The 22,054-nt window shown below is 65.2% G+C and carries 21 protein-coding genes and 1 pseudogene; 19 read left to right on the forward strand and 3 right to left on the reverse strand.

Translation table 11 applies throughout. From position 1 onward, the window contains the following. Positions 1–100 precede the first annotated feature (100 nt). On the forward strand, positions 101–295 hold the full coding sequence (locus KUV26_RS20830; RefSeq protein WP_222509836.1) for a hypothetical protein: 195 nt from the start codon (positions 101–103) through the stop codon (positions 293–295). A gap of 874 nt (positions 296–1,169) precedes the next feature. Here KUV26_RS20830 and KUV26_RS20835 read toward each other — a convergent pair. Further along, positions 1,170–1,436, reverse strand: a complete 267-nt coding sequence (locus tag KUV26_RS20835; protein ID WP_222509837.1) for a hypothetical protein — start codon at positions 1,434–1,436, stop codon at positions 1,170–1,172. A gap of 355 nt (positions 1,437–1,791) precedes the next feature. On the opposite strand from KUV26_RS20835, the gene KUV26_RS20840 reads away from it, so the two are divergent. From KUV26_RS20840 to KUV26_RS20885, 10 genes and pseudogenes are all read left to right on the forward strand, one after another. Next, the gene (locus KUV26_RS20840; RefSeq protein WP_222509838.1) at positions 1,792–2,808 is read left to right on the forward strand and encodes a GlxA family transcriptional regulator; all 1,017 of its coding nucleotides are present in this window, start codon (positions 1,792–1,794) and stop codon (positions 2,806–2,808) included. Positions 2,809–2,935: 127 nt separating this feature from the next. Continuing rightward, positions 2,936–4,081, forward strand: a complete 1,146-nt coding sequence (locus KUV26_RS20845) for an aromatic ring-hydroxylating oxygenase subunit alpha (protein ID WP_222509839.1) — start codon at positions 2,936–2,938, stop codon at positions 4,079–4,081. Between the two features lie 117 nt (positions 4,082–4,198). Continuing rightward, entirely contained in the window at positions 4,199–5,734 is a 1,536-nt protein-coding gene (gene betC / locus KUV26_RS20850; RefSeq protein WP_222509840.1) for a choline-sulfatase, read from the forward strand. A 1-nt stretch (position 5,735) separates the two neighbouring features. After that, complete coding sequence (locus tag KUV26_RS20855; protein ID WP_222509841.1) at positions 5,736–6,530, forward strand: SDR family NAD(P)-dependent oxidoreductase; 795 nt, start codon at positions 5,736–5,738, stop codon at positions 6,528–6,530. Between the two features lie 10 nt (positions 6,531–6,540). Then, positions 6,541–7,474 (forward strand): annotated as a pseudogene (locus tag KUV26_RS20860) (3-keto-5-aminohexanoate cleavage protein). Positions 7,475–7,487: 13 nt separating this feature from the next. Next, positions 7,488–8,909 (forward strand): aminobutyraldehyde dehydrogenase, encoded by a 1,422-nt coding sequence (locus KUV26_RS20865; protein ID WP_222509842.1) that lies wholly within the window; start codon positions 7,488–7,490, stop codon positions 8,907–8,909. A gap of 6 nt (positions 8,910–8,915) precedes the next feature. Further along, the gene (locus tag KUV26_RS20870) at positions 8,916–9,665 is read left to right on the forward strand and encodes an SDR family NAD(P)-dependent oxidoreductase (protein ID WP_222509843.1); all 750 of its coding nucleotides are present in this window, start codon (positions 8,916–8,918) and stop codon (positions 9,663–9,665) included. Beyond that, positions 9,665–10,600, forward strand: a complete 936-nt coding sequence (locus KUV26_RS20875) for a 3-hydroxyacyl-CoA dehydrogenase NAD-binding domain-containing protein (protein WP_222509844.1) — start codon at positions 9,665–9,667, stop codon at positions 10,598–10,600. The genes KUV26_RS20870 and KUV26_RS20875 overlap by 1 nt, the downstream gene beginning before the upstream one ends. Before the next feature lie 199 nt (positions 10,601–10,799). Then, a complete protein-coding gene (locus tag KUV26_RS20880) occupies positions 10,800–11,354 on the forward strand; it encodes a sigma-70 family RNA polymerase sigma factor (protein WP_315900158.1) in 555 nt (184 codons plus the stop codon). Further along, positions 11,355–11,990, forward strand: a complete 636-nt coding sequence (locus KUV26_RS20885; protein ID WP_222506046.1) for a ChrR family anti-sigma-E factor — start codon at positions 11,355–11,357, stop codon at positions 11,988–11,990. Between the two features lie 26 nt (positions 11,991–12,016). Here the strand turns inward: KUV26_RS20885 and KUV26_RS20890 are convergent, their stop codons facing one another. Both KUV26_RS20890 and KUV26_RS20895 read right to left on the reverse strand, forming a co-directional pair. Then, positions 12,017–12,742, reverse strand: coding sequence for an SDR family NAD(P)-dependent oxidoreductase (locus KUV26_RS20890; protein ID WP_222509845.1), 726 nt, complete (start codon positions 12,740–12,742; stop codon positions 12,017–12,019). A gap of 4 nt (positions 12,743–12,746) precedes the next feature. Then, complete coding sequence (locus KUV26_RS20895; protein ID WP_222509846.1) at positions 12,747–13,511, reverse strand: DUF1365 domain-containing protein; 765 nt, start codon at positions 13,509–13,511, stop codon at positions 12,747–12,749. Between the two features lie 123 nt (positions 13,512–13,634). Here KUV26_RS20895 and KUV26_RS20900 point away from each other — a divergent pair, with 123 nt between their 5' ends. The 8 genes from KUV26_RS20900 to KUV26_RS20935 all read left to right on the forward strand — a co-directional run bounded on the left by KUV26_RS20900 (position 13,635) and on the right by KUV26_RS20935 (position 21,873). Further along, on the forward strand, positions 13,635–14,984 hold the full coding sequence (locus KUV26_RS20900; protein WP_222509847.1) for an NAD(P)/FAD-dependent oxidoreductase: 1,350 nt from the start codon (positions 13,635–13,637) through the stop codon (positions 14,982–14,984). Next, entirely contained in the window at positions 14,923–16,080 is a 1,158-nt protein-coding gene (locus KUV26_RS20905; RefSeq protein WP_222509848.1) for an SAM-dependent methyltransferase, read from the forward strand. Before KUV26_RS20900 ends, KUV26_RS20905 begins: the two co-directional genes overlap by 62 nt. Next, positions 16,073–16,564, forward strand: coding sequence for a hypothetical protein (locus tag KUV26_RS20910; RefSeq protein ID WP_222509849.1), 492 nt, complete (start codon positions 16,073–16,075; stop codon positions 16,562–16,564). The genes KUV26_RS20905 and KUV26_RS20910 overlap by 8 nt, the downstream gene beginning before the upstream one ends. Before the next feature lie 2 nt (positions 16,565–16,566). After that, a complete protein-coding gene (locus tag KUV26_RS20915; protein WP_222509850.1) occupies positions 16,567–17,793 on the forward strand; it encodes an MFS transporter in 1,227 nt (408 codons plus the stop codon). Continuing rightward, positions 17,790–18,338 (forward strand): DUF3833 family protein, encoded by a 549-nt coding sequence (locus KUV26_RS20920; protein WP_222509851.1) that lies wholly within the window; start codon positions 17,790–17,792, stop codon positions 18,336–18,338. The genes KUV26_RS20915 and KUV26_RS20920 overlap by 4 nt, the downstream gene beginning before the upstream one ends. Before the next feature lie 19 nt (positions 18,339–18,357). After that, positions 18,358–19,914, forward strand: coding sequence for a cryptochrome/photolyase family protein (locus tag KUV26_RS20925; protein WP_222509852.1), 1,557 nt, complete (start codon positions 18,358–18,360; stop codon positions 19,912–19,914). Positions 19,915–20,113: 199 nt separating this feature from the next. After that, positions 20,114–20,698 (forward strand): ANTAR domain-containing response regulator, encoded by a 585-nt coding sequence (locus KUV26_RS20930; RefSeq protein ID WP_222509853.1) that lies wholly within the window; start codon positions 20,114–20,116, stop codon positions 20,696–20,698. Beyond that, the gene (locus KUV26_RS20935; RefSeq protein ID WP_222509854.1) at positions 20,695–21,873 is read left to right on the forward strand and encodes a CmpA/NrtA family ABC transporter substrate-binding protein; all 1,179 of its coding nucleotides are present in this window, start codon (positions 20,695–20,697) and stop codon (positions 21,871–21,873) included. The genes KUV26_RS20930 and KUV26_RS20935 overlap by 4 nt, the downstream gene beginning before the upstream one ends. Positions 21,874–22,054: the final 181 nt, after the last annotated feature.

Below are 22,054 nucleotides of genomic sequence, written 5' to 3' on the forward strand. Positions count from 1 at the left end.
ACTGCGGGAATGGAAGTTGATGCTTCCATACGCACGGATGTCCGGTCCGTGCTGGACTATATCGTGTCGCCCATTGCTGACCCGATCCAGCGCGCGTTCCATGAGCGCTGAAGGTTGGCAACGTTTCTGGGGAAGAGGTGGCGGTGTCGCACAAATCCACCAGAAGGATGAGTTTGCCCTTTTCCGCCTGAAAGCAGGCGACAGCTTCGAGCATTGCGTCACCAATGTCTGTGATTTGGTACATTGTGGGTATGCGGCACCGGATTTGGCCGGTCGGGCGGCCGGGGACTTGTGACTTGCCCCTCTAGGAGAACCGCTGAAATTTACGGCAGCGCGCGTGAACGGTTTCTGCGTAAGCATTTCCTTCTGTCACACTGTTGGAGAATTTCGGCGGTGCAGCGCTTTGGCACGCTGCATGGAAACGCTCCAAAAATTCAGCACTTCCGGTGTGGGCGGCAAAGAACCGGTCACAGGCAGAGCTTGATTCTTCGACTGTCTCGGTCGCTGTGCCGACGTTTGCTTACCAGAAACCAACTTTTGTGCTGCAAGCGACGAAACCAGGCTCTGAGCCTATAGCACCGACTGCTGCAGCATCTACCAACTCTACCAACGTGCGCCTCTAAGTAGCTGCACCGTGCGATGCGCGGTACCGCTTGTCCTGATTGCACATGGCCAGAGCCGCTACGAGAACCAATTCCCCCAGAGCAGACCCGCCTCATGTTCGGATGTTCCACACCAAAAAGAGCTGCGAGTAGGTCCGCGTCTCGGTTGTCTGATCTGGCTGCAGCGAAAGGGCGGTTTACGCTCCGCCGATTTCCGCCGACCCGAATGACCGCAAGCAGGAAATTTGCCGCGCAGCCGGAAGTCTTGCGCTGCGGGAGCGCAGGGATTTCTGCGCAAGCAATCGCTGCAAGAGCAAAACGCGGGTTTGCCCGGCGCTGTGTGCAATCACCGGCTCCAAAACCTCGCAGTCGCAGCGAACGGAAGAAACGGCGGGCTGCGCTGCAGCAGAAAACCTCAGCTGGCTGCCTCAAACGGTCGAGTTTGCAACGGGCGCTTTCTGCGCATAGCTGCCGCTCGGTAGTCCAAAAGCAGCGCCCGCAGCGATCATCCGCTTTGAGTGGGGTCGTTGGGGCCTTCGGAGAACCGGATGGGCTTTCCCCCGCGTGTTATACGGCTTGGATGAAACAGGGTCCAAATCCTGCTCCCGCAACCAACGTTTCCGACCAAGCCTCCGCAAACAGCGGGGGCTTCGTCGCTTCAGGGCTCGCCAAAGCCATGATCCCGGCTAATTCCCCAATAAGCTCAAGCTGGTGGCCGCCGGGCGCCTCAGCATCCGGAACAACCCGCACCTGCGAAATCAGTGCCCGCAGCGCTGCTGTAGCTTTCCGCTTCACCTCCGGCGCGTTCAGAGAAAGGGCGAGATCCTCGACCATCTCGCGGTAGTGCGGCGAAAGGCCGGGGTGCAGCCGCAGGGCAGGTCACTGGCGGTCTGGCTGCGGTGCCATAACACCCGCAGCTTGCTGGCGTTGTCGCCATTTCTGTTGCTTTGTGGACGCCAAAATTCCTACGGATGCATTTGCTACTGATGGGGCTGGGAGCTCATTCAAGGCGCCCGGCAGAGGAACCCGCTGCAACCTTAAAACGGTCGTGGAGACGGTCGGCCAATCCCTGTAATTGCCCGGGTTCTTCCATTGGATGCCCTTCGGATAGCGTTATTTTTTGAGTGTAGCAGCAAAGGAGGAATACTGACACAACAATGGACGTGTGTTTTACTGAATTGGACATAACATGACCGATTTTCACCGCCCGCTTCTGTTCCGGATCATTGTCACCCCAAACTTCAACATGTCCGCAACTATGGGGTTCGCGGATCCGTTCAGGGCTGTGAATTACCTTGAAGGGGTCACCCGCTTCCGTTGGGAATTTGTGTCCGAAAACGGCGGCGAGTGCCTGTCATCAAACGGTTTCAGCATCCTGACCCGGCCGCTGAAGGACGCCGCCGCGGAAGACGCGGATTTTCTGATCGTGTCGTCCAGCTGGACGCCCGAGGCCTACAGTTCTGCCGCAATCCAATCGGCATTGCGGCATGCGGCCCGCCGCAACGCCACGATCGGGGCAATCGATACCGGCGCCTTTGTGGTGGCGCAGGCAGGCTTGCTGAAGGGGCGGCGCGCGACGGTGCATTACGAGCATATGGACGCGTTTCAGGAGCTCTACCCGGATACGGAGCTGAGCGAGAATCTTTATGTCTTCGACGGGAACCGGATCAGCTGCTGCGGCGGCGTGGCAGCGGTCGATTTTGCGCTCCACATCATCCAGGGCACACATGGCAGCGCCATGGCAAATGCCGCCGCGCGCTACATATTCTTTCCGGCTTTGCGTGAACGGGGGACATCGCAGAACCCCCAGGAGTCCGAACCCTTGGGGATAACCGTTCCGGCCCCGGTCCGCAGGGCCATCAAGGCAATGGAAGACAACCTGGAGGACCCGCTGCCGATTTCGGAGGTCTGCACGCATGCGGAGGTTTCCCACCGCCAGCTGGACCGCCTGTTCGCCCGCTACCTCAACAAGACTCCTGCGCTTTACTACCGCGACATCCGTCTGGACCGGGCCCGCGGCCTGGTGACACAGACATCCCTGTCGATGGCGGAAATCGCCTTTGCGTCCGGGTTTTCCAGCCAGGTGCATTTCAGCCGCGCCTACAAGGCCCGGTTCGGCCTGCCCCCTATCAAGGACAGAATCGAAGGGCGCATCCCGTTCGAGTTCCGTGCCTGGCCGATGCACCGGAAAACAGACAGCGGCTGAGGAAATGGTCCAGTCAGGTTAAACGGGCGGCCAGCTGTGTCAGGTATTTGGGCAGAACTGGCGCGATCCTTGCGTGAGGCCGGCGGGGCATCTGCCGGCCGCAGCATCTACCCATGTGAGGTTCGCCATGACGGAACTGCCCTCGGCAAAACAGTTTCAGCAAATCGCCCAAGGCTATGACAAAAGCAGCGCCGCGCGCTCGCTGTCGCTGCACAAGGACGCCTATGTGGCCCCGGCCTGGCACAATGTCGATCTGCAGGCGGTCATCGCGAAAACCTGGCAGTGGGTCTGCCATGTGGAAAAGCTGCGAGAGCCGGGATCCTATGTGACCATCGATATCGCGGGCCATCCCGTCGCCATCGTGCGCGACCGCGACGGCGGCAGGCTGCGGGCCTTCTACAACGTGTGCAAGCACCGCGCGCATGAACTGCTGAGCGGCGAGGGCACCACCACCCGCATCATGTGCCCCTATCATGCCTGGGTCTACAAGCTGGACGGCAGGCTGGTGCGCGCGCCGCATACCGAGACGCTGGAGAATTTCCGCACCGGGGACATCTGCCTGGACCAGGTGCAGGTCGAGGAGTTCTGCGGCTTCATCTATGTGAACCTGGATCCCGAGGCGGCGCCGCTGAAGGAAACTACCGGCGATCTGGAGATGGAAATCAAGCACTGGGCGCCGGATATCGAGAGGCTGACCCACGCCCACCGGCTGACCTACGACATCAAGTCGAACTGGAAGAACGTGGTCGACAATTTCCTGGAGTGCTATCACTGCCCGACCGCGCACAAGGATTTCTGCGAGCTGGTGGACATGGACACCTACAAGGTGACCACGCACGGGATCTATTCCAGCCACATGGCGGATGCAGGCAACAGCCCCAACAGCGCCTATGACGTCTCCAACGCCACGGTGAAAACCCATGCGGTGTGGTGGCTGTGGCCGAACACCTGCATCATGCGCTACCCCGGCCGGTCGTCGATGATCATCCTCAACATCATTCCGGCAGGACCGGACCGGACGCTGGAAACCTATGACTTCTTTCTGGAGGAGAAAACTCCCAACGAGGCCGAGAAAGAGGCGATCCGCTACCTGGACGAGGTCCTGCAGGTCGAGGACATCAACCTGGTGGAGAGCGTCCAGCGCGGCATGAACACCCCGGCTTTCACCCAAGGACGGATCGTGAATGACCCCGACGGCTCCGGGAAATCGGAACATGCGGTGCATCACTTCCACGGGCTGGTGCTGGACGCCTACGCCCGCGCCGCGGAATGAGCGCCAGCCTCTGCCCGGTCACTGCCGGCCGCAAGCCGATGTCTTTTGAACCTCCGCCCCGGGGCGGCGGGTTCCATGCGCAAAGACAAAGACGCCGGCCTGTCAGGGAGGACAACAATGCCGACACGCCCCAATATCGTGGTGATCATGGCGGACCAGCTCGCGCCGCAGTTCTGCGGTGCTTATGGCCATCCCATTGCCAAGACCCCGCACATCGACGCGCTGGCGGCGCGCGGGATGCGGTTTGACGCCGCCTACTGCAACTCGCCGCTGTGCGCGCCCTCGCGGTTCGCCTTCATGTCAGGGCAGCTGATCAGCCGCATCGCCGCCTATGACAACGCGTCCGAATTCCGCGCCACGGTGCCGACCTTCGCCCATTACCTCAAGGCGCTGGGATACCGCACCTGCCTGTCGGGCAAGATGCACTTTGTCGGCCCCGACCAGAAACACGGGTTCGAGGACCGGGTGACCACCGACATCTACCCTTCGGATTTCGCCTGGACGCCGGATTGGGAGGCGCCGGACGAGCGCATCGGCAAATGGTACCACAACATGCAGACGGTAAAGGAAAGCGGTGTCGCGGTGGCCACCTTCCAGACCGACTACGACGACGAGGTTGGCTTTGCCGCCCGCCGTTGGCTGATCGACCGGGGCCGGGCCCGCGCCCACGGGGATGACGCGCCGTTCTGCATGGTCGCGAGCTTCATCCACCCGCATGACCCCTATGTGGCGCAGCCGGAATGGTGGGATCTCTATTCCGACGATGAAATCGATATGCCGGGCTTCGTGCTGGCGGCAGATGAGCAGGACCCGTTTTCGCGCCGGGTGATGGACGGGATCGAGGCCAGTTCTGTGCCGCTGAGCGAGGAGGAAGTCCGCCGCGCCCGCCGCGCCTATCTGGCCAATGTCAGCTATTTCGACAGCAAGGCCGGCCAGATGGTGAAGACGCTGGAGGATATCGGCGCGCTGGACAACACCATTGTCATCGTCACCGCAGACCACGGCGACATGCTGGGCGAGCGCGGGCTGTGGTACAAGATGAACTTCTTCGAGCATTCCGCCCGGGTGCCGCTGATCATGGCCGGGCCGGGGGTGGCGCAGGGCAGCGCGTCCAATGCCTGTTCGCTGGTCGACATGCTCCCCACGTTCCTGGACATAGCCGGCGGCGGCAGCTCGCTCCTGGGTGAACCTGTCGACGGGCGCAGCCTGATGCCGCTGGCGCGCGGCGGCACGGATGAAACCGATCTGGCAATCGGCGAATACTGCGCCGAAATGACCCCCTGGCCGGTGTTCATGATCCGCCGCGGGGCGCTGAAATACATCCACTGCGACGTTGATCCGCCGCAGCTTTTCGATCTGGCAAGGGACCCGCAGGAGCGGGTGAACCTGGCGGCCGATCCCGCCTATGCCGATGCAGTTGCAGGGTTTGCCGCCGAGGCCGCCGCGCGCTGGGACAGCGCCGCGCTGCGCCGCGACGTGATGACCACCCAGAAATCCCGCCGCGCGCTGCATGCGGCGATGGAGGCCGGGGCGGGGGAGCATTGGGACTACAACCCGCCATCGGACGCCAGCCAGCAGTATGTCCGCAACCACATGGATTGGACCGAGGCCGCAGGCCGTTACCGGTTCCCGCCTCTGAAGGAAGGCCAGTGATATGAAACTTGAAGGCAAGACCGCTCTGGTCACCGGCGGGCGCGGCGGCATCGGCCGCGCCATCGCGGCACGCTTCCTGCGCGAAGGCGCCGCCGTCTATGCCGCCGATCTGACGCCCGGGGGCTCGCTCGCGGCGCATGACGATGACGGCAGCCGTTTCGTGCAGATGAACGTCGCCGACGAGACTGCGGTTCAGGCGGCGATGGCGCGGGTGCAGGAGGAGCGCGGCAAGCTCGATATTCTGGTCAATGCGGCGGGGATCGAGATCGAAAAGACCATCGAGGACACCACGCTGGAGGAATGGAACCGCAGTTTTGCGGTCAATTGCACCGGCACCTTCCTGACCTCGAAACACGCGCTGCCGCTGCTGCGGGCGGCGGCGGCCTCTGGCAGCCCGGCCAGCATCATCAACTTCGGCAGTTATGACGGGTTCATCGCCGATCCCGGCCTTGCCGCCTATTGCGCGACCAAGGGTGCGGTGCATGCGCTGACCCGTGCGATGGCCTGCGACCACGGCCCCGAAGGCATCCGCGTGAACGCGGTCTGCCCCGGCTATATCGATACGCCGATGCTGCAGAGCTTTTTCACCGGCGAGGGCTCGGGCGGCGGCGGCAAGACCATTGATCAGCTGCAGCAGGCGGTGCGCGACGTGCATCCGATGCGCACCTACGGCACGCCCGAGGACATCGCCAATCTGGTCAACTGGCTGGCTTCCGACGAGGCGCGCTATGCCAGCGGCCAGCTGTGGGTGCTGGACGGCGGCCTGTCGGCCCAGGTGCAGCAGATGAAGCTCTGAGGAGGCAGTCATGGCCAAGCAGAAATCCGTCATCATCACCTGCGCCCCCACCGGCGGCATCCACACGCCGACCATGTCGGAGCATCTGCCGGTCGCCCCGGACGAGATCGCCGCCGCCAGCATCGGCGCGGCAGAGGCCGGCGCCTCGATCATCCATCTGCACGCCCGCAACCCGGAGGACGGCCGCCCCGATCCGCGTCCGGAGCTGTTCATGGAATTCCTGCCGCGCATCAAACAGGCCTCGGATGCGGTGATCAATGTCTCCACCGGCGGCGGGCTGGGGATGAGCCGGGAGGAACGGCTGCGCGCGGCGGTCAGGACCAGCCCGGAGATGGCTAGCATGAACATCGGCTCGATGAATTTCGGCATCTGCCCGATGAAGGACAAGTATTCCAACTGGAAACACGCCTGGGAGCCGGAGTTCCTGGAGATGACGCGGGACTTTATCTTCCGCAACACCTTTGCCGACATCGAATACTGCCTCAAGGAACTGGGCCAGGGTCACGGCAAAAGGTTCGAGTTCGAGTGCTACGACCTCGGCCACCTCTACAACCTCGCCTGGATCCGGGATCAGGGCTGGATCGAGGGGCCGGTCTTTGTGCAGATGGTGTTCGGCATCCTGGGCGGGGTCGGCGCCGATCTCGACAACCTGATGCACATGCACACCATCGCCAGCAAGCTGTTCGGCGACGATTACGAATGGTCGGTTCTGGCGGCCGGGCGCCACCAGATGCCCTTCACCACCCAAAGCGCGCTGCTGGGCGGCAATGTCCGCGTCGGGATGGAGGACAGCCTGTATATCGGGCCGGGCGAAAAGGCCGTGTCCAGCGCGCAGCAGGTCAGAAAGATCCGCAGCATCATCGAAAACCTCGGCCTGGCAGTCGCCACCCCGGCGGAGGCGCGCGCGCCTGGGGCTGAAGGGCGGCAATCAGGTCGCGTTCTGACAGGGAGGGAAACATGCAGACAAAAATGCTGATCGACGGCGAGATGGTGGAAGGCGAAGGCCAGCCTATTGCGGTTGTCGATCCCGCAACCGGAGAGGAGATCTGCGCCATCCGCCCGGCTTCGGCAGAGCAGGCCGGGGCGGCGGCCGCGGCCGCGCATGAAGCGTTCCAGACCTTTGGCCGCACCAGCCCCGCCGCGCGGGCCGAACTTCTGGGAAACATCGCCGATGTGCTGGCGCAGAACATCACCGAACTGGCGGAGCTGGAGAGCCTGGATGCGGGCAAGCCCTGGCCCTCGGCACTGGAGGACGAAACCCCGCTGACCTTGGACACATTCCGCTTTTTCGCGGGGGCCGCGCGCACCATGTCCGGGGTGGCGGCAGGCGAATATGCCGAGGGCCACACCAGCATGATCCGAAAGGACCCTATCGGCCCGGTGGCAGCGATTGCGCCCTGGAACTACCCGCTGATGATGGCGGCGTGGAAACTGGCGGCCCCGCTGGCGGCGGGCTGCCCGGTGACGCTGAAACCCTCGCAGCTGACGCCGCTGTCGACCCTGCGCGCGGCGGAGCTGATTGCGGAAGTGGTGCCGAAGGGCGTGGTCAACGTGCTGCATGGCACCGGCCGCGGGATCGGCAGCCTGATGATCAACGACCCGCGCACCGAGGCGATCTCGATCACCGGGTCGAATGCCACGGGGGCCGAGGCAATGAAGGCCGCCGCCCGCCAGATCCGCCATGTGCATCTGGAACTGGGCGGCAAGGCGCCGGTGATCGTGTTCGAGGATGCCGACATCGAGGCGGTGGCGGAGACCGTGCGCTACGGGTCGTTCTTCAACGCCGGGCAGGACTGCGCCCAGCCCTGCCGGATCATGGTTGCGGACAAGATTTTCGACAAGGTTGTAGCGGCCATTGCCGAGCAGGTGAGCCGGATCAGGACCGGCGCGCCCAAGGATGAAGGCACCGAGATGGGGCCTGTCATCTCAGCCGGGCAGCGCGACACGGTGGCGGGGTTTGTCGACCGCGCCCGCGCGTCTTGCGAGGTGGTCGCCGGCGGCGCCGCGATCGACGGGCCGGGGTTTTTCTATGCGCCCACGGTGCTGGCCAATGTGGACCATAGCGCCGAGGCCGCCACGACGGAAATTTTCGGTCCCGTGGTCACCATCTCGCGCTTCAGCGGCGAGGAAGAGGCGCTGCAGGTGGCCAATGGCGGGCGGTTCGGCCTTGCCTCTTCGGTCTGGACGCGGGACACAGGGCGGGCGATGCGGATGTCCGCGCAGCTGCGCTACGGATTCACCTGGGTCAACACCCACGGCGTTGCGACGCCGGAAATGCCCTGGGCGGCGATGAAATCCTCCGGCACCGGCTGCGACATGAGCGTCTATGCGCTGGATGCCTATACCGCCGTCCGCCACGTCATGATTGCACACGGATAGGGAACCATGAGCCAGCATACAGTTATCATCACCGGCGGCAGCCGCGGCATCGGCCGCGCGATTGTCGACCGCTTTCTGGCCGATGGGGCCAGTGTCGTCACCTGCGGCCGCGGGGCGCGTCCCGAGGATCTGCCGGACGCGGTGGTCTGGGAAACCGCCGATGTCTCCAGCCCGCAGGATGCGGCCCGGCTGCTGTCGGCGGCAAAACACGCGTTCGGCCCGGTCACGCATCTGGTCAACAATGCGGGCGTGCAGGTGGAAAAGACCGTCGCAGGCAGCAGCGACGACGATTGGGACCTGGTGATGAACGTCAATTGCCGCGGTGTGTTCAACATGTGCCGCGCCGTGCTGCCGGACATGTGCGGGCACGGCGGCAACATCATCAACATCGGCTCGATTTCGGGCATGGCCGCGGATCCCTCGATGGCGCTCTACAATGCTTCCAAGGCCTGGGTGCACGGGCTGACCCGTTCGATCGCCGTTGACCACGGCCCCAAAGTGCGCTGCAACGCGATCCGCCCCGGCTGGATCATGACAGCGATGGCCGACGAGGCGTTTGCCCTGGCAGATGACCCGGACAAGGCGATGGCGGACGCGCTGGCCCGCCATCCGGTGGGCCGCTTCGGCCAGCCGGAGGATATCGCCAACATGGCGGCCTGGCTGGCCTCCGATCAATCTGCCTATGTGTCGGGCGAATGTTTCACCGTGGACGGCGGCATGACGGCAGCCTCCCCGCTCAATCCGGGATTGTTCTGATGGAATTTGCGCATACAGCCTGCCTGGGCGGCGGGGTCATCGGTGCCAGCTGGGCGGCGCTGTTTCTTGCCTCCGGCCGTTCCGTTGCCATGTTCGACCCGGCACCCGGCGCCGAAAAGGCGGTGCGCGATTATGTCGAGATGGCCTGGCCCGCATTGACGGAGCTTGGTCTGGCCGGTCACGGCAATCCTGACGCCCTCAGTTTTCACGACAGTGCCGCGCAGGCCGTGGCCGGTGCTGCCTTCGTGCAGGAGAACGTGCCCGAGCGCCTGCCCGTCAAACACGCCGTCTTTGCCGAAATCGAACGGGCTCTGGATGCTGAGGCCATCGTGGCCAGTTCGGCTTCGGGCCTGACATTGAGCCAGATGCAGGGCGGCTGGCAGGATCCCGCGCGGTTTGTGCTTGGCCATCCCTTCAATCCGCCGCACCTCATTCCTCTGGTGGAGGTTATGGGCAATGTCCGTACGCAGGACGGCGTTGCCGAGGCTGCCGAGCGGTTCTACCAAGCGGTTGGAAAGGTCACGATCCGCGTCAACAAGGAAAAACCCGGCCACGTCGCCAACCGCCTGCAGGCCGCGATCTGGCGCGAGGCGATCAGCCTGGTGATGGAGGGGGTTGCCAGCGTCGAAGATGTCGACAAGGCTGTTTGGGCCGGACCCGGGCTGCGGTGGGCGGCCATGGGGCCGACCATGCTGTTCAACCTTGGCGCCGGCGAGGGCGGCCTGCGGGCTTTCTGCGACCATTTCAGCGATACATTCAACGGCTGGTGGGATGACCTTGGCCAAGTCCGGCTGAACGGTGAGGTCGCCGAAACCCTGATCAAGGGTGTCAGCGAGGAAGCGCGGGGGCAGACCCCGGCGGAACTGTCGGCCAGGCGCGATGCCCTGATCCTCGCGATGCAGAAGGCCACCGCCGCCCTGCGCGGCGGTGGCTGAAAACCACGCGAAGCGCATGCCGCCGGGTCTGCTGCCGCCGCCCTGACCGCCCGGCGGCATGAACCGCCGGGCAAAAATTGCGCCGGCCTGTGATCCAACTTTCACAGCGCAGCGTAACCGGACTATGCTGACACTGAACATGGACAGTCCGCCCGGTGAAGACACTGTGCTTCGGGCATCCCCTGAGGGCAGAGCAGTAGTGTCAGAAGACCAAACCTTTTCACAGCTCACCGTCTGGCTGCTGGCGGTGCGCGATCACCGGGACCGGGAGGCCTTCGGTGACATGTTTGATTTTCTGGCGCCGCGGCTGAAGGGGTTTGTCATCCGCTGCGGCGCGCGGCCCGCGCTGGCGGAAGAGATCGTGCAGGATGTCATGCTCACCATCTGGCGCAAGGCGGCGCTGTTTGATCCGCACAAGGCGCAGGCGTCGGCCTGGATCTACCAGATCGCCCGCAACCGCCATATCGATATCATCCGCAAGGAACGCCGGCCGGTGCCCGATGAGCTGGCAGAGGATCCCGGAACCGAACCCGATGCCAGCCAGGTTCTGGCGCTCGAGCAGGAGACCCTGCATCTGAAACAGGCCATCGCCCGCTTGCAGCCGGATCAGAGGGAGATGATCGAAAAGGCCTATATCGGCGACCTGACCCATCAGGAGATCAGCGCCCGGACGGGCCTGCCGCTGGGAACAGTCAAATCGCGCATCCGCCTTGGACTTGGGCGGCTGCGCAAGGAACTAAAAGGATTGCGTTGAATGCCTGCAATCACACATCACATCCCCGACCCGATGATCGCGGCCTATGCGGCGGGCAGCCTGCCGCATGCTTTTTCCCTGGTTGTCGCCAGCCACCTGTCGCTGTGCCGCGACTGCCGGGCCGCGCTTGGCGCGCATCAGGCGGTTGGCGGCGCGCTGCTGGAGGAGGCCGCCGCCGTGGCGATGTCGCAGGACGCGAAATCGAACCTGATGGCGCAGCTGGATGAGCCTGCAGCGCCCGAGCCGGTCTATGACGCCAGCGGCATCTATCCGGGGCCGGTGATGCAGTCGCTGAAGGGGCGGCCGCCGCGCTGGAAAACACTGGGTATGGGGGTCAGGCAGAACATCCTGTTCGAGGATGATCTGGGTTCCGCCCGGCTGCTGTACATCCCTGGGGGACAGGCGGTGCCGGATCACAGCCACAACGGGTTGGAGCTGACGCTGGTGCTGCAGGGCAGTTTCAGCGACGAGACCGGGCGCTTTGGTGTCGGCGACGTTGAAATCGGCGATGAGACGCTGGAGCACACGCCGGTTGCGGACGCGGGCGATCCCTGCATTTGCCTGGCTGCGACCGATGCGCCGCTGCGTTTCAAAGCCTTCATGCCGCGCCTCTTGCAGCCCTTGTTCCGGATCTGACCGGGGCCGTCGCCCCGGCGGCGGACCTACTTGCCGCGGTAGACCAGCCAATCGGGCAGCAGGCTGAACGCCTTGATCGCATAGGAAAACGGCCGCGGGAAATCCGTCCGGAACCGGCGCGACCGCATGGCGTCGACCACATGCCCGGCGGCCGCCTCCGGTGTCATCAGTTGCGGCATCTTAAAGCTGTTCTTGTCTGTCAGCCGGGTCTTGATGAAGCCGGGGTTTATCACGCGGACGGTGACGCCGCTGCCCTTCAGATCATGCCGCATGGTTTCCGCCAGGCTGATCAGCGCCGCCTTGCTGGCGCCATAGCCGATCGAGGCAGGCAAGCCCCGGTACCCGGCCAGCGAGCCGACCAGCGTGATATCGCCCCGGCCCGCCGCGATGAAACCGGGCAGCACCTGCCCCAGCACCCGCAGCGCGCCGGCGAAGTTCACGTCGCTCATCGCCAGCACCGCGGCGCTGTCCCAGGCTTGAGTGCGCATCGGCTCATAGGTGCCTGCGTTGTAGATGATGCCATCCACCGGCCCGGCCTGCTGCGCGGCCTGCCGGACCGACTGCATGTCGGTCACGTCCACCGGCACCGCTCTTGCCCCGCGCAGTTCCGCCGCCAGCGCCTCCAGCGCTTCAGCCGAGCGCGCCGACAGGATCAGCCGCGCCCCTTCGCGGTCGAGCTGCCGGGCGACTTCGCGGCCCAGCCCGTGGCTGGCGCCGACCAGCCAGAAGGTCTTGCCTGCAAACCGCGTCACGCGCCTAACCTTTCGAAAAAGTTGAACTGTTTGAAATCAGCGGCTCCGGCGGCGCGGGCTTTTTCAGGAAGGGCGCGCGCTTGATCCACAGCTTCAGTGCCTGCCAGTAGATCAGCGCCACCACCCGCGCCGCGCCCAGCGGTCGGCGCAGCGCGGCGCGCGCCAGCCCGCCGGCGGTGGCAGGCCGGCGCAGGCCGTTCAGCGTGGCCAGCACGCCCTCGGCCCCGTTGGTGTAGTAAATCCGGATGTTGAAGGCGTGCTCGGTCATTCCGAAATTGAAGCGGTAGCACCCGGCCACCTGCTGGAACGGCGAGACATGCATCAGCTTCTCCGCCTCGATCACCTCGCTTTGCCGGATCGGACGGAAATCGGGATGCGCCGCGAAATAGCAGTGGCGGTGGCCGAAAGTGTTGTTCACCTCGGCGATGAAGGCGCGCGGGCTGCCGTCCCTGACCGCGATCCAGAAGCTGACAGGGTTGAAGTGGAACCACAGGAAGCTGGGCTGGGTCAGCAGCAGCAGCTCTGCGCCCTCCAGCGCGAAGCCGCGCCGTTCCAGCTCCGCGCGGAACCAGGCGATGCCGCGCCCCTTGCCGCGGGGGCCGCCGTGGCGGCGGTCATGGACCGAGAACAGGTTGAAGCGGTTGCGCGACAGCAGCGGCGGCGCGCCGCGGGTCATGTCGGTCAGGATGAAATCCACCCCGTAGCGAAAAGCGTTCTTCAGACGCCCCCGGCGCGCGTGAATGGTCTGGGCTGCAACATGTTCGATCATGCAACGGATACGCGCGCACCTTCGCCCCGGATCACCGGCACGCACCGTTTTATCGGGAAAAATGTGATCCGCGTTCCTGCCTGCGGCGTATCCGGTCCGAACAACAGCAAGGAAAGCCGTCGCATGCTGGATCAAACACAGGGGCCACGCCGCAAGATCGCCATCGTGGGAGGCGGCATTTCCGGGCTGTCCGCCGCCTATTACCTGGCTGGCACACATGACGTCACCCTGTTCGAGGCCGCGCCCCGTCTCGGCGGCCATGCGCGCACCGTGATGGCAGGCAAGACCGGCGACCAGCCGGTCGATACCGGCTTCATCGTTTTCAACTACGCCACCTACCCATACCTGACCCGCCTGTTCCGCGAGCTGGACGTGCCGGTGATCAAGAGCGAGATGAGCTTTTGCGCCAGCATCGACGACGGCCGCCTGGAGTACGGGCTGAACAGTCTGCGCATGCTGACGGCCCAGAAGCGCAACCTGGTGCGGCCGCAATTCCACAAGATGGTCGCCGATATCGTGCGCTTCGGCAAACGGGCCGAGGCCGCCGCCACAGATGACGACAAGACCATCGGCGAGCTGGTGACGGAGCTGGGCCTCGGCAGCTGGTTCCGCAACCACTACCTGCTGCCGATGTGCGGTGCGATCTGGTCGACCCCGGTCACCGACGTCGATGCCTTCCCGGCCCAATCGCTGGTCCGCTTCTTCCGCAACCACGCGCTGCTGGCGGGCACCGGCAAGCATCAGTGGTGGACGGTCAAGGGCGGCAGCATCGAATACGTCCACCGTCTGGAGGCCGCGCTGATTGCCCGCGGCTGCGTGATCCGCACCGCCAGCCCGGTGCAGCGCGTTGTCCGCACTGCGGGCGGTGTTTCGGTGCAGGCGCAGGGCGCCGAAGCGCAGGTTTTTGACGATATCATCCTTGCCTGCCACTCCGATCAGGCGCTGGCGGTCCTGGGCGCGGATGCCACCCCGTCCGAAGCCGCGGCGCTGGGGGCGATCCGCTACCAGCCGAACACGGCGGTGCTGCACTGCGACGAAGGCCAGATGCCCAGGCGGCGCAGCTGCTGGTCCAGCTGGGCCTACCGCAGCCAAAACGGCGGCGTCGGCGTCACCTACTGGATGAACCGGCTGCAAAGCATCCCGGAAAGCGATCCGCTGTTTGTCACCCTGAATCCCTCGCGCCCCATCCCGGCTGAGAAAATCTATGACCGGGTGGAGTTCTCACACCCAATTTTCGACAAGGCCGCCCTGCGGGCGCAGCGCCAGATCCGGGCGATGCAGGGCGAGAACAGCACCTGGTTTGCCGGCGCCTACAACCGGCATGGCTTTCACGAAGACGGCATCGCCAGCGCCATGCGGATTGTCCGTATGATGAATTCTCTCACCCCTTTCCCGGCCAAAGGAACAGATCATGGCATTCACGGACAAAGCCCTTCAGTTGCAATTCCTGACGGCCTGCGCGCGACTGCGTGAGGGCCGCCTGACGCTGCGCACCCCCGACGGCGCGCGCTATGAATTCGGCGACCGCGGGCCCGAGGCCGAAATGCAGATCAACGACTGGGCCGCGGTCCCGGCGATGGCGGCGCACGGCCAGGTTGGGCTGGGCGAGGCCTATGTGCAGGGCCTGTGGGACACGCCGTCGGTCGAGGGGCTGATGCGGCTGGCAATGCAGAACCGCGAGCATCTGGGAAACTATGATAAGGCCAGCCCGCTGAACCGCGCCAAATTCCGCATCGTCGACACGCTGCTGCGCGCCAACTCCAAGCGTGGCGCCCGCCGGAACATCCGCGCGCATTATGATGTGGGAAATGAGTTTTACCAGCTGTGGCTGGACGACGGCATGACCTATTCGTCCGGCCTGTTCGGCGCGGAGGGCGATGATCTGGCGCAGGCGCAGACCCGCAAGATCGCCCGCATCCTGTCGCGGCTGGGCGAAGGCGAGCGGGTGCTGGAGATCGGCTGCGGCTGGGGCGGCTTTGCTGAGCAGGCCAGCGCCGAGGGCCGCGACGTGACCGGCGTCACCATCTCGCGCAACCAGCACAGCTATGCCGAGAGCCGCCTGGACGGGCGCGCCGACATCCAGCTGCGCGACTACCGCGATATTGGCGGCAAATTCGACAACATCGTCTCGATCGAGATGATCGAAGCGGTGGGCGAGCGCTACTGGCCCAGTTATTTCGCCAAGCTGAAAGACAGCCTGGCCGAAGGCGGCCGGGTGCTGCTGCAGGCGATCACGGTGCGGGATGATTTCTTTCAGACCTACCGGACTTCTTCGGATTACATCCGCCAGTATGTCTTTCCCGGCGGCATGCTGCTGTCCGATCAGGTGATCGCGCAGCAGGCCAGGTCGGCGGGGCTGCAGGTGGCAGACAGTTTCGCCTTCGGCGGGGACTATGCCCGCACCTGCCGGATCTGGGCCGAGCGTCTGGCGGCGCAAAAGCGCCGGATCATGGATCTGGGCTATGGCGAGGCCTTCTTCCGCAACTGGCAGTACTACCTGGAGATCTGCGCTGCCTCCTTTGCCATCGGCCACACCAATGTTGTGCAGGTGGAACTGGCCCATGCGTAAGCTGCTCCTGACCCTCTGCCTGCTGGCGGTTCCGGCGGTCGGCTTTGCCTCTCCGGTTCAATCGCTGCTGCCGGGAGCCGAACAGCGCGGCGCGGCGACCTTCCGGCTGTTGGGCCTCCCGGTCTATCAGGCGCGGCTGTTCACCCGCGGCGGCGCACCGCTGGACTGGGGTCAGGATTTCGCGCTTGAGCTCACCTACCAGCGAAAGCTGAGCCAGACCGATCTGGTCGAGACCACCCTGCGCGAAATGCGGCGGCTCGGCCAGGCCGCGCCGGACCGCGCCCGGTTCGAGGCCTGCTTCCAGGGCGTTGCCCCCGGCGATCGCTATCTGGCGGTCAGCGAAGGTCCGGACCGGATCCGCTTTCTGCGCAATGGCCGCAGCGCCTGCACCCTGTCCCAGCCGGGGATCAAGCGCGGCTTCATGTCGATCTTTGTGGGCCCCAACAGCCGCTCGCCCCGCTTCACCCGCGCGCTGCTGGGCTGAGGATGCTGTATCCCCGGGTCAGCCTCTATGCGATGATGCTCGCCTCGGCGGGGATCCCGCTGTATATTCACCTGCCGCAGTTTGCCTCGGTGAACCTCGGGATCGGGCTGGGCGCGCTCGGCGGCATCCTGCTGGCCATCCGCCTGTTCGACCTTGTGCAGGATCCGCTGATCGGCTGGGCCATCGACCGCTGGCCGCAGATGCAGCCGTGGTTCGCGCTGGCGGCTGCTGGCGGGCTGGCGATCGGATTTCCGCTGCTGTTCGGGCTGACGGCGGGGCCGCTGGCGGTGGCGAAACTGGTGCTGGTCCTGCTCCTGCTGTTTTCGGCCTACAGTCTGGGCATGATCCTGCTGTACGGCCGCAGCGCCACGCTGGCCAAGCAGTCCACCCCGCGAGAACTTCTGACACTGGCGGCCTTCCGCGAAGCGGGGATGCTGAGCGGCGTGATCTTTGCGGCCATCGCACCGGCGGTGCTGGTGGCACTCGGGGCCGCAGGTCAAGGCTACGCGGTCTTTGGTCTGGTGCTTGGGGTCTTTGCCCTGTTCACCGCGGCGGCGACCCGGCCGGTCTGGAGGCGCCCGGCGGTCACCGGCCAGCCGTTGTCAGCCATGGCCCTGGCACAGGCCGGGGCGCTGCGCCTGCTGACGCTCGCGGTGCTGAACAGCTTGCCGGTGGCGCTGACCTCCACCCTGTTTCTGTTCTTTGTCGAGGACCGCCTGCAGCTCGCGGGCTACGCCGGGCCGCTGCTGGTTCTGTTTTTCCTCTGCGCCGGCTTGAGCGTGCCGCTGTGGGCGCGCCTCAGCCGGCGGATCGGGGCGAAGCAGACGCTGCTCATCGCCATGCCGCTGGCGATCGCCAGCTTTGCCGGCGCCGCGGCGCTGGGTCCGGGCGGCCTGCCGGGGTTTGCCCTGATCTGCGCGGTCTCGGGTGCCACGCTTGGCGCTGACATGGTGCTGCTGCCCGCGATGTTCAGCATCGCGCTGACCCGCGCAGGCCTCAATGCCTCTGCCGCCTTCGGCATCTGGTCCTTTGCGGGCAAGCTGGCGCTGGCGCTGGCCGCCGCGCTGGCGCTGCCGCTTTTGCAGCAGCAGGGGTTCCGGCCCGGAGCGGACAACAGCCCGCAGGCGCTGCGCGCCCTTGCCCTGTCCTATGCGGTTCTGCCCTGCATCCTGAAAACCGCCGCCTTCGCCTTTGCCCTGACCCTGCCATCCGAAAGAGCAACAGCATGAAACTTCTCACCATCTGCTTTGCGGTCCTGCTTCTCGCCACCTTTGCGCGCAGCTACCTGTTCAGTTTCCGCGCGCAGGCACCCGAAGATTATTCCGGCACCGGCCCCGATTTCGTCCTGACCAAACACCTCTCGGGCGAGATCCGCTCCGAAGGGGTGATCTTCGGGCCTGATGGCCGGATGTCCAACAGCTTCACTGCCCGCATGGTCGGCGACTGGAACGGGGATACCGGCACGCTGAGCGAGGAGTTCACCTATTCCAACGGCACCAGCCAAAGCCGCAAATGGCACCTGAGCCTTGGTCCCGGCAACAGCTTCACCGCCACTGCGGATGACATTGTCGGAGAGGCGCAGGGCACGGTTTCCGGCTCCACCGTGCGCCTCAGCTACGAGATCATCCTGCCGGAACGCTCCGGCGGGCACCGGCTGACGGCCACCGACTGGCTGTATCTGACCGAGGACGGTGTCATCATGAACCGGGCCGAGATGCGCAAGTTCGGCGTCAAGGTTGCCGAGCTGGTCGCCACCATGCGGCCCGCGCAATGAACCGCCCGGGCGCCGCGGCATGACCGACGAACGCGAACCCGCTGCCGATGGCAATCTCATCCTCATCCTGGGTGATCAGCTCAGCCGCAATATTCCTTCGCTGACGGACGCGGACCCCTCGCGCGACATCCTTCTGATGGCCGAAGTGATGGAAGAGGCCTCCTATGTCCGCCACCACAAGAAGAAGATCGCCTTTGTGTTTTCGGCCATGCGCCATTTCGCGCAAGAGCTGGAGGCCGGCGGCTGGCGGCTGCGCTATGTGCGGCTGGACGATCCCGGCAACTCCGGCAGCCTGACCGGCGAGATCGACCGGCTGCGCACGGACCATCCGCAGGCGCGGGTGGTGGTTACGGAGCCCGGAGAACACCGGCTGAAGTCCGCGCTGCTGGATTGGGCCGAACAGGCGGGCGTCGAACTGGACATGCGGCAGGACAGCCGCTTTCTCTGCTCCCACCAGCGATTCCAGCAATGGGCCGAGGGGCGCAAGCAGCTGCGGATGGAGTATTTCTACCGCGAGATGCGCCGCGAGACCGGGCTGCTGATGGATGGCGGTCAGCCGGAGGGCGGCAAGTGGAACTTCGACCACGAAAACCGCAAACCCGCGAGCGGTGGAATGTTCCTGCCGCGCCCGCTGCAAACCACGCCCGACGGCATCACGGAGGAGGTTCTGGACCTGGTTGACGCCCGCTTTGGCGGCAATTTCGGCACCCTGCGCCCGTTCTGGTTCGCAGTAACGCGGACCGGCGCGCTGGAGGCGCTTGAAGGCTTCGTGGAACAGGCGCTGCCGGATTTCGGCGACTATCAGGACGCCATGCTGGAAGGCGAGCGGTTCCTCTACCACTCGGTCCTGTCGCATTACATCAACGCAGGCCTGCTGGAGCCGCTGGAGGTCTGCCGCCGGGTCGAGCGCGCCTATTTCGAGGGGCGCGCACCGCTCAACGCGGCGGAGGGGTTCATCCGCCAGATCATCGGCTGGCGCGAGTACATGCGCGGCATCTACTGGCTCAACATGCCGGGCTATACCGATCAGAATTTCCTTGAGGCCACCCGCCCCCTGCCGGAATTCTACTGGACCGGCGAAACCGGCATGGCCTGCCTGGCTGCCGCCATCAGCCAGACCCTAGAAGAGGCCTACGCGCATCACATCCAGCGCCTGATGGTGACGGGAAACTTTGCCCTGCTGGCCGGGGTCGATCCGTTTCAGGTGCATGAATGGTATCTGGCGGTCTATGCCGACGCCTATGAATGGGTCGAGGCGCCGAATGTCATCGGCATGAGCCAGTTTGCCGACGGCGGCCTGCTGGGATCAAAGCCCTATGCCGCCAGCGGCAATTACATCAACAAGATGTCAGACCACTGCGCCGGCTGCCGGTATGACGTGAAGCGCAAGACCGGCGCGGACGCCTGCCCGTTCAACCCGCTCTACTGGGACTTCCTTGCGCGCAATGCGCAAAAGTTGCGTGAACACCCCCGCCTGCGCCACGTTTACCGCACCTGGGACAGGATGACTGCTGAGCGGCAGAACGAATATCTGGACACCGCCCGGAAGGTACTGGCGCGGCATTTCGGCGAATAGCCTGGCCATATCCCGATTTCGAGGAGCTCGAGCATCCAGGCCTGGAGCGGATGGAAGGCGCCAGCCGGTCGCGAGGCGCCTTTTCTTCAGCCGAAAGATTGGACGGCGTGCTTAAAAAAGCGGCGCCGGCAGGGTTCCGGGCGGGCGCCCGGCGTGCCGGGCCTTTACAGCATTCTCCGCCGCAACCCATGCTCCGGCCATGCCGGATGCCCTGTCCATTGTTGTCGTCGAAACAGACCGCGAACGCGCGTTCATGATCGTGGACGGGCTGCGGGATGCCGGCGAATTCGACATTCAGGTGATCTCGGAACCCTCGGGCCTGGCGCGTCAGATACAGATGCGGGACCCGGATGTGGTGCTGATCGATATCGCCAATCCCTCCCGCGATGTGCTGGAGGAGCTGACGCTGGCGTCCGGCCCTAAGGACCGGCCGGTGGCCATTTTCGCCGACCGCAGCGAGGACGGGCTGTCCGCCGCCGCGGTGGAGGCGGGGGTGTCGGCCTATGTGGTCGACGGTCTGCAGCCCGCCCGGCTGAAACCGGTGCTGGATGCCGCCATTGCGCGGTTCCGCCTGTTCCAGCGGATGCGCACCGAGCTTGCCGAAGCCAAGCGCGCGCTGGAGGAGCGCAAGGTCATCGACCGTGCCAAGGGAATGGTGATGAAGGCGCGGGGCATTGGCGAGGATGAGGCCTATGCGCTGCTGCGCAAGGCGGCGATGGACCAGAACAAGCGCGTCGCCGAGGTGGCGCAGGCGCTGGTCACGGCGGCGGGGCTGCTGGCATGAGCGTGACGCGGATCCCCGCCGGCTATGTCCCGCTGACCGATGCGGCGCCGCTGATTGCGGCGCAGGAAATGGGCTTTGCCGCCGAGGAGAAACTGACGCTGGAGCTGCACCGCGCGCCGTCCTGGTCGTCGCTGCGGGACATGCTGGCCTTCGGCCAGGTGGATGCCGCCCAGATGCTGTCGCCGGTGCCGGTGGCCGCGGCGCTTGGCCTCGGCGGCGCCAGCGCGCCCCTGTCGGTGCTGTCGGTGCTGTCCGTCAACGGCACGGTGATCGGGGTCAGCAGCGCCCTGGCCCGCAGGCTGGCCGGCGCCGGGCACAGTTTTGCCTTTGATGACGCCGTGTCCGCGGGCAGGGCGCTGCTTGCCGCCGCAGGTCCGGATCTGCGGATTGGCGTCCCGTTTCCCTTCTCCATGCATGCCGAACTGCTGACTTACTGGCTGAAAGGGCTGGGGGCGGAGATGCCCCGGGACATCGGCATCCGCACGGTGCCGCCGCCGCTGATGGCCGAGGCCATCCGCTGCGGGGAGATCGACGCCTTCTGCGTCGGCGAGCCATGGGGGTCGATGGCGGTGGAGCAGGGGGCAGGGGCGCTGTTGCTGCCGGGCCGGGCGATCTGGTCCTTTGCGCCGGAAAAGGTGCTGGCGGTCCGCAGCGCCTGGGCGGACGCGGAACCCGGCCTGGCCGGCCGTCTGATCCGGGCGCTGTGGCGCGCGGGCCGCTGGCTGGCCGATCCGGCCTCGCGCGGGCTGGCGGCGGAAATCCTGTCCTCCCGGCGCTATCTTGACCTGCCCGCCGAAATCATCGAGCGCGCGCTCTCCGGGTCATTCACGGTCACCGCCCAGGGGCTGCAGCGCGAAGCGGCGGACTTCTTAGGTTTCCACGATGGCGCTGCAGGCTTCCCCTGGCGCAGCCAGGCCCAATGGATCGCGCTGCAGCTTGCGGACCGGAACGGGCTGGACCGCGCGGCGGCGCTGGCAATGGCCGGGCGCGTGTTCCGCAGCGATCTGTACCGCGATGCCCTGCGCGGGACCGGCGCGGATTTGCCCGGCGCCTCTTCGAAACTGGAAGGCGCGATCGGCGCCCCGCTGCTGGCAGCGGGAGAATCGGATGACCTCAGCCTGCTGCCGAACCGGTTCTTCGATGGCCGCGTTTTTGATCCCTTGGCCGCGGGTTGATGAAAAAGCAGGCAGCTTTCCGGCATCTGACGCCGCAGTGCAGAAAAGTTTGCTGCGACAGCGAAGAAACCTTTGGCGCCGCCCGGTTCTTCCGGCAGTCTGAGGTCAGACAGGCAACGGAGCCTGACTGAGAATTATCCCGAAGACCGGGTTTCACTGAGCAAAGCCGCTCGACCCACCG

The sequence above is a fragment of the Leisingera daeponensis genome (genome assembly GCF_019801465.1).
Lineage (GTDB): Bacteria > Pseudomonadota > Alphaproteobacteria > Rhodobacterales > Rhodobacteraceae > Leisingera > Leisingera daeponensis_A.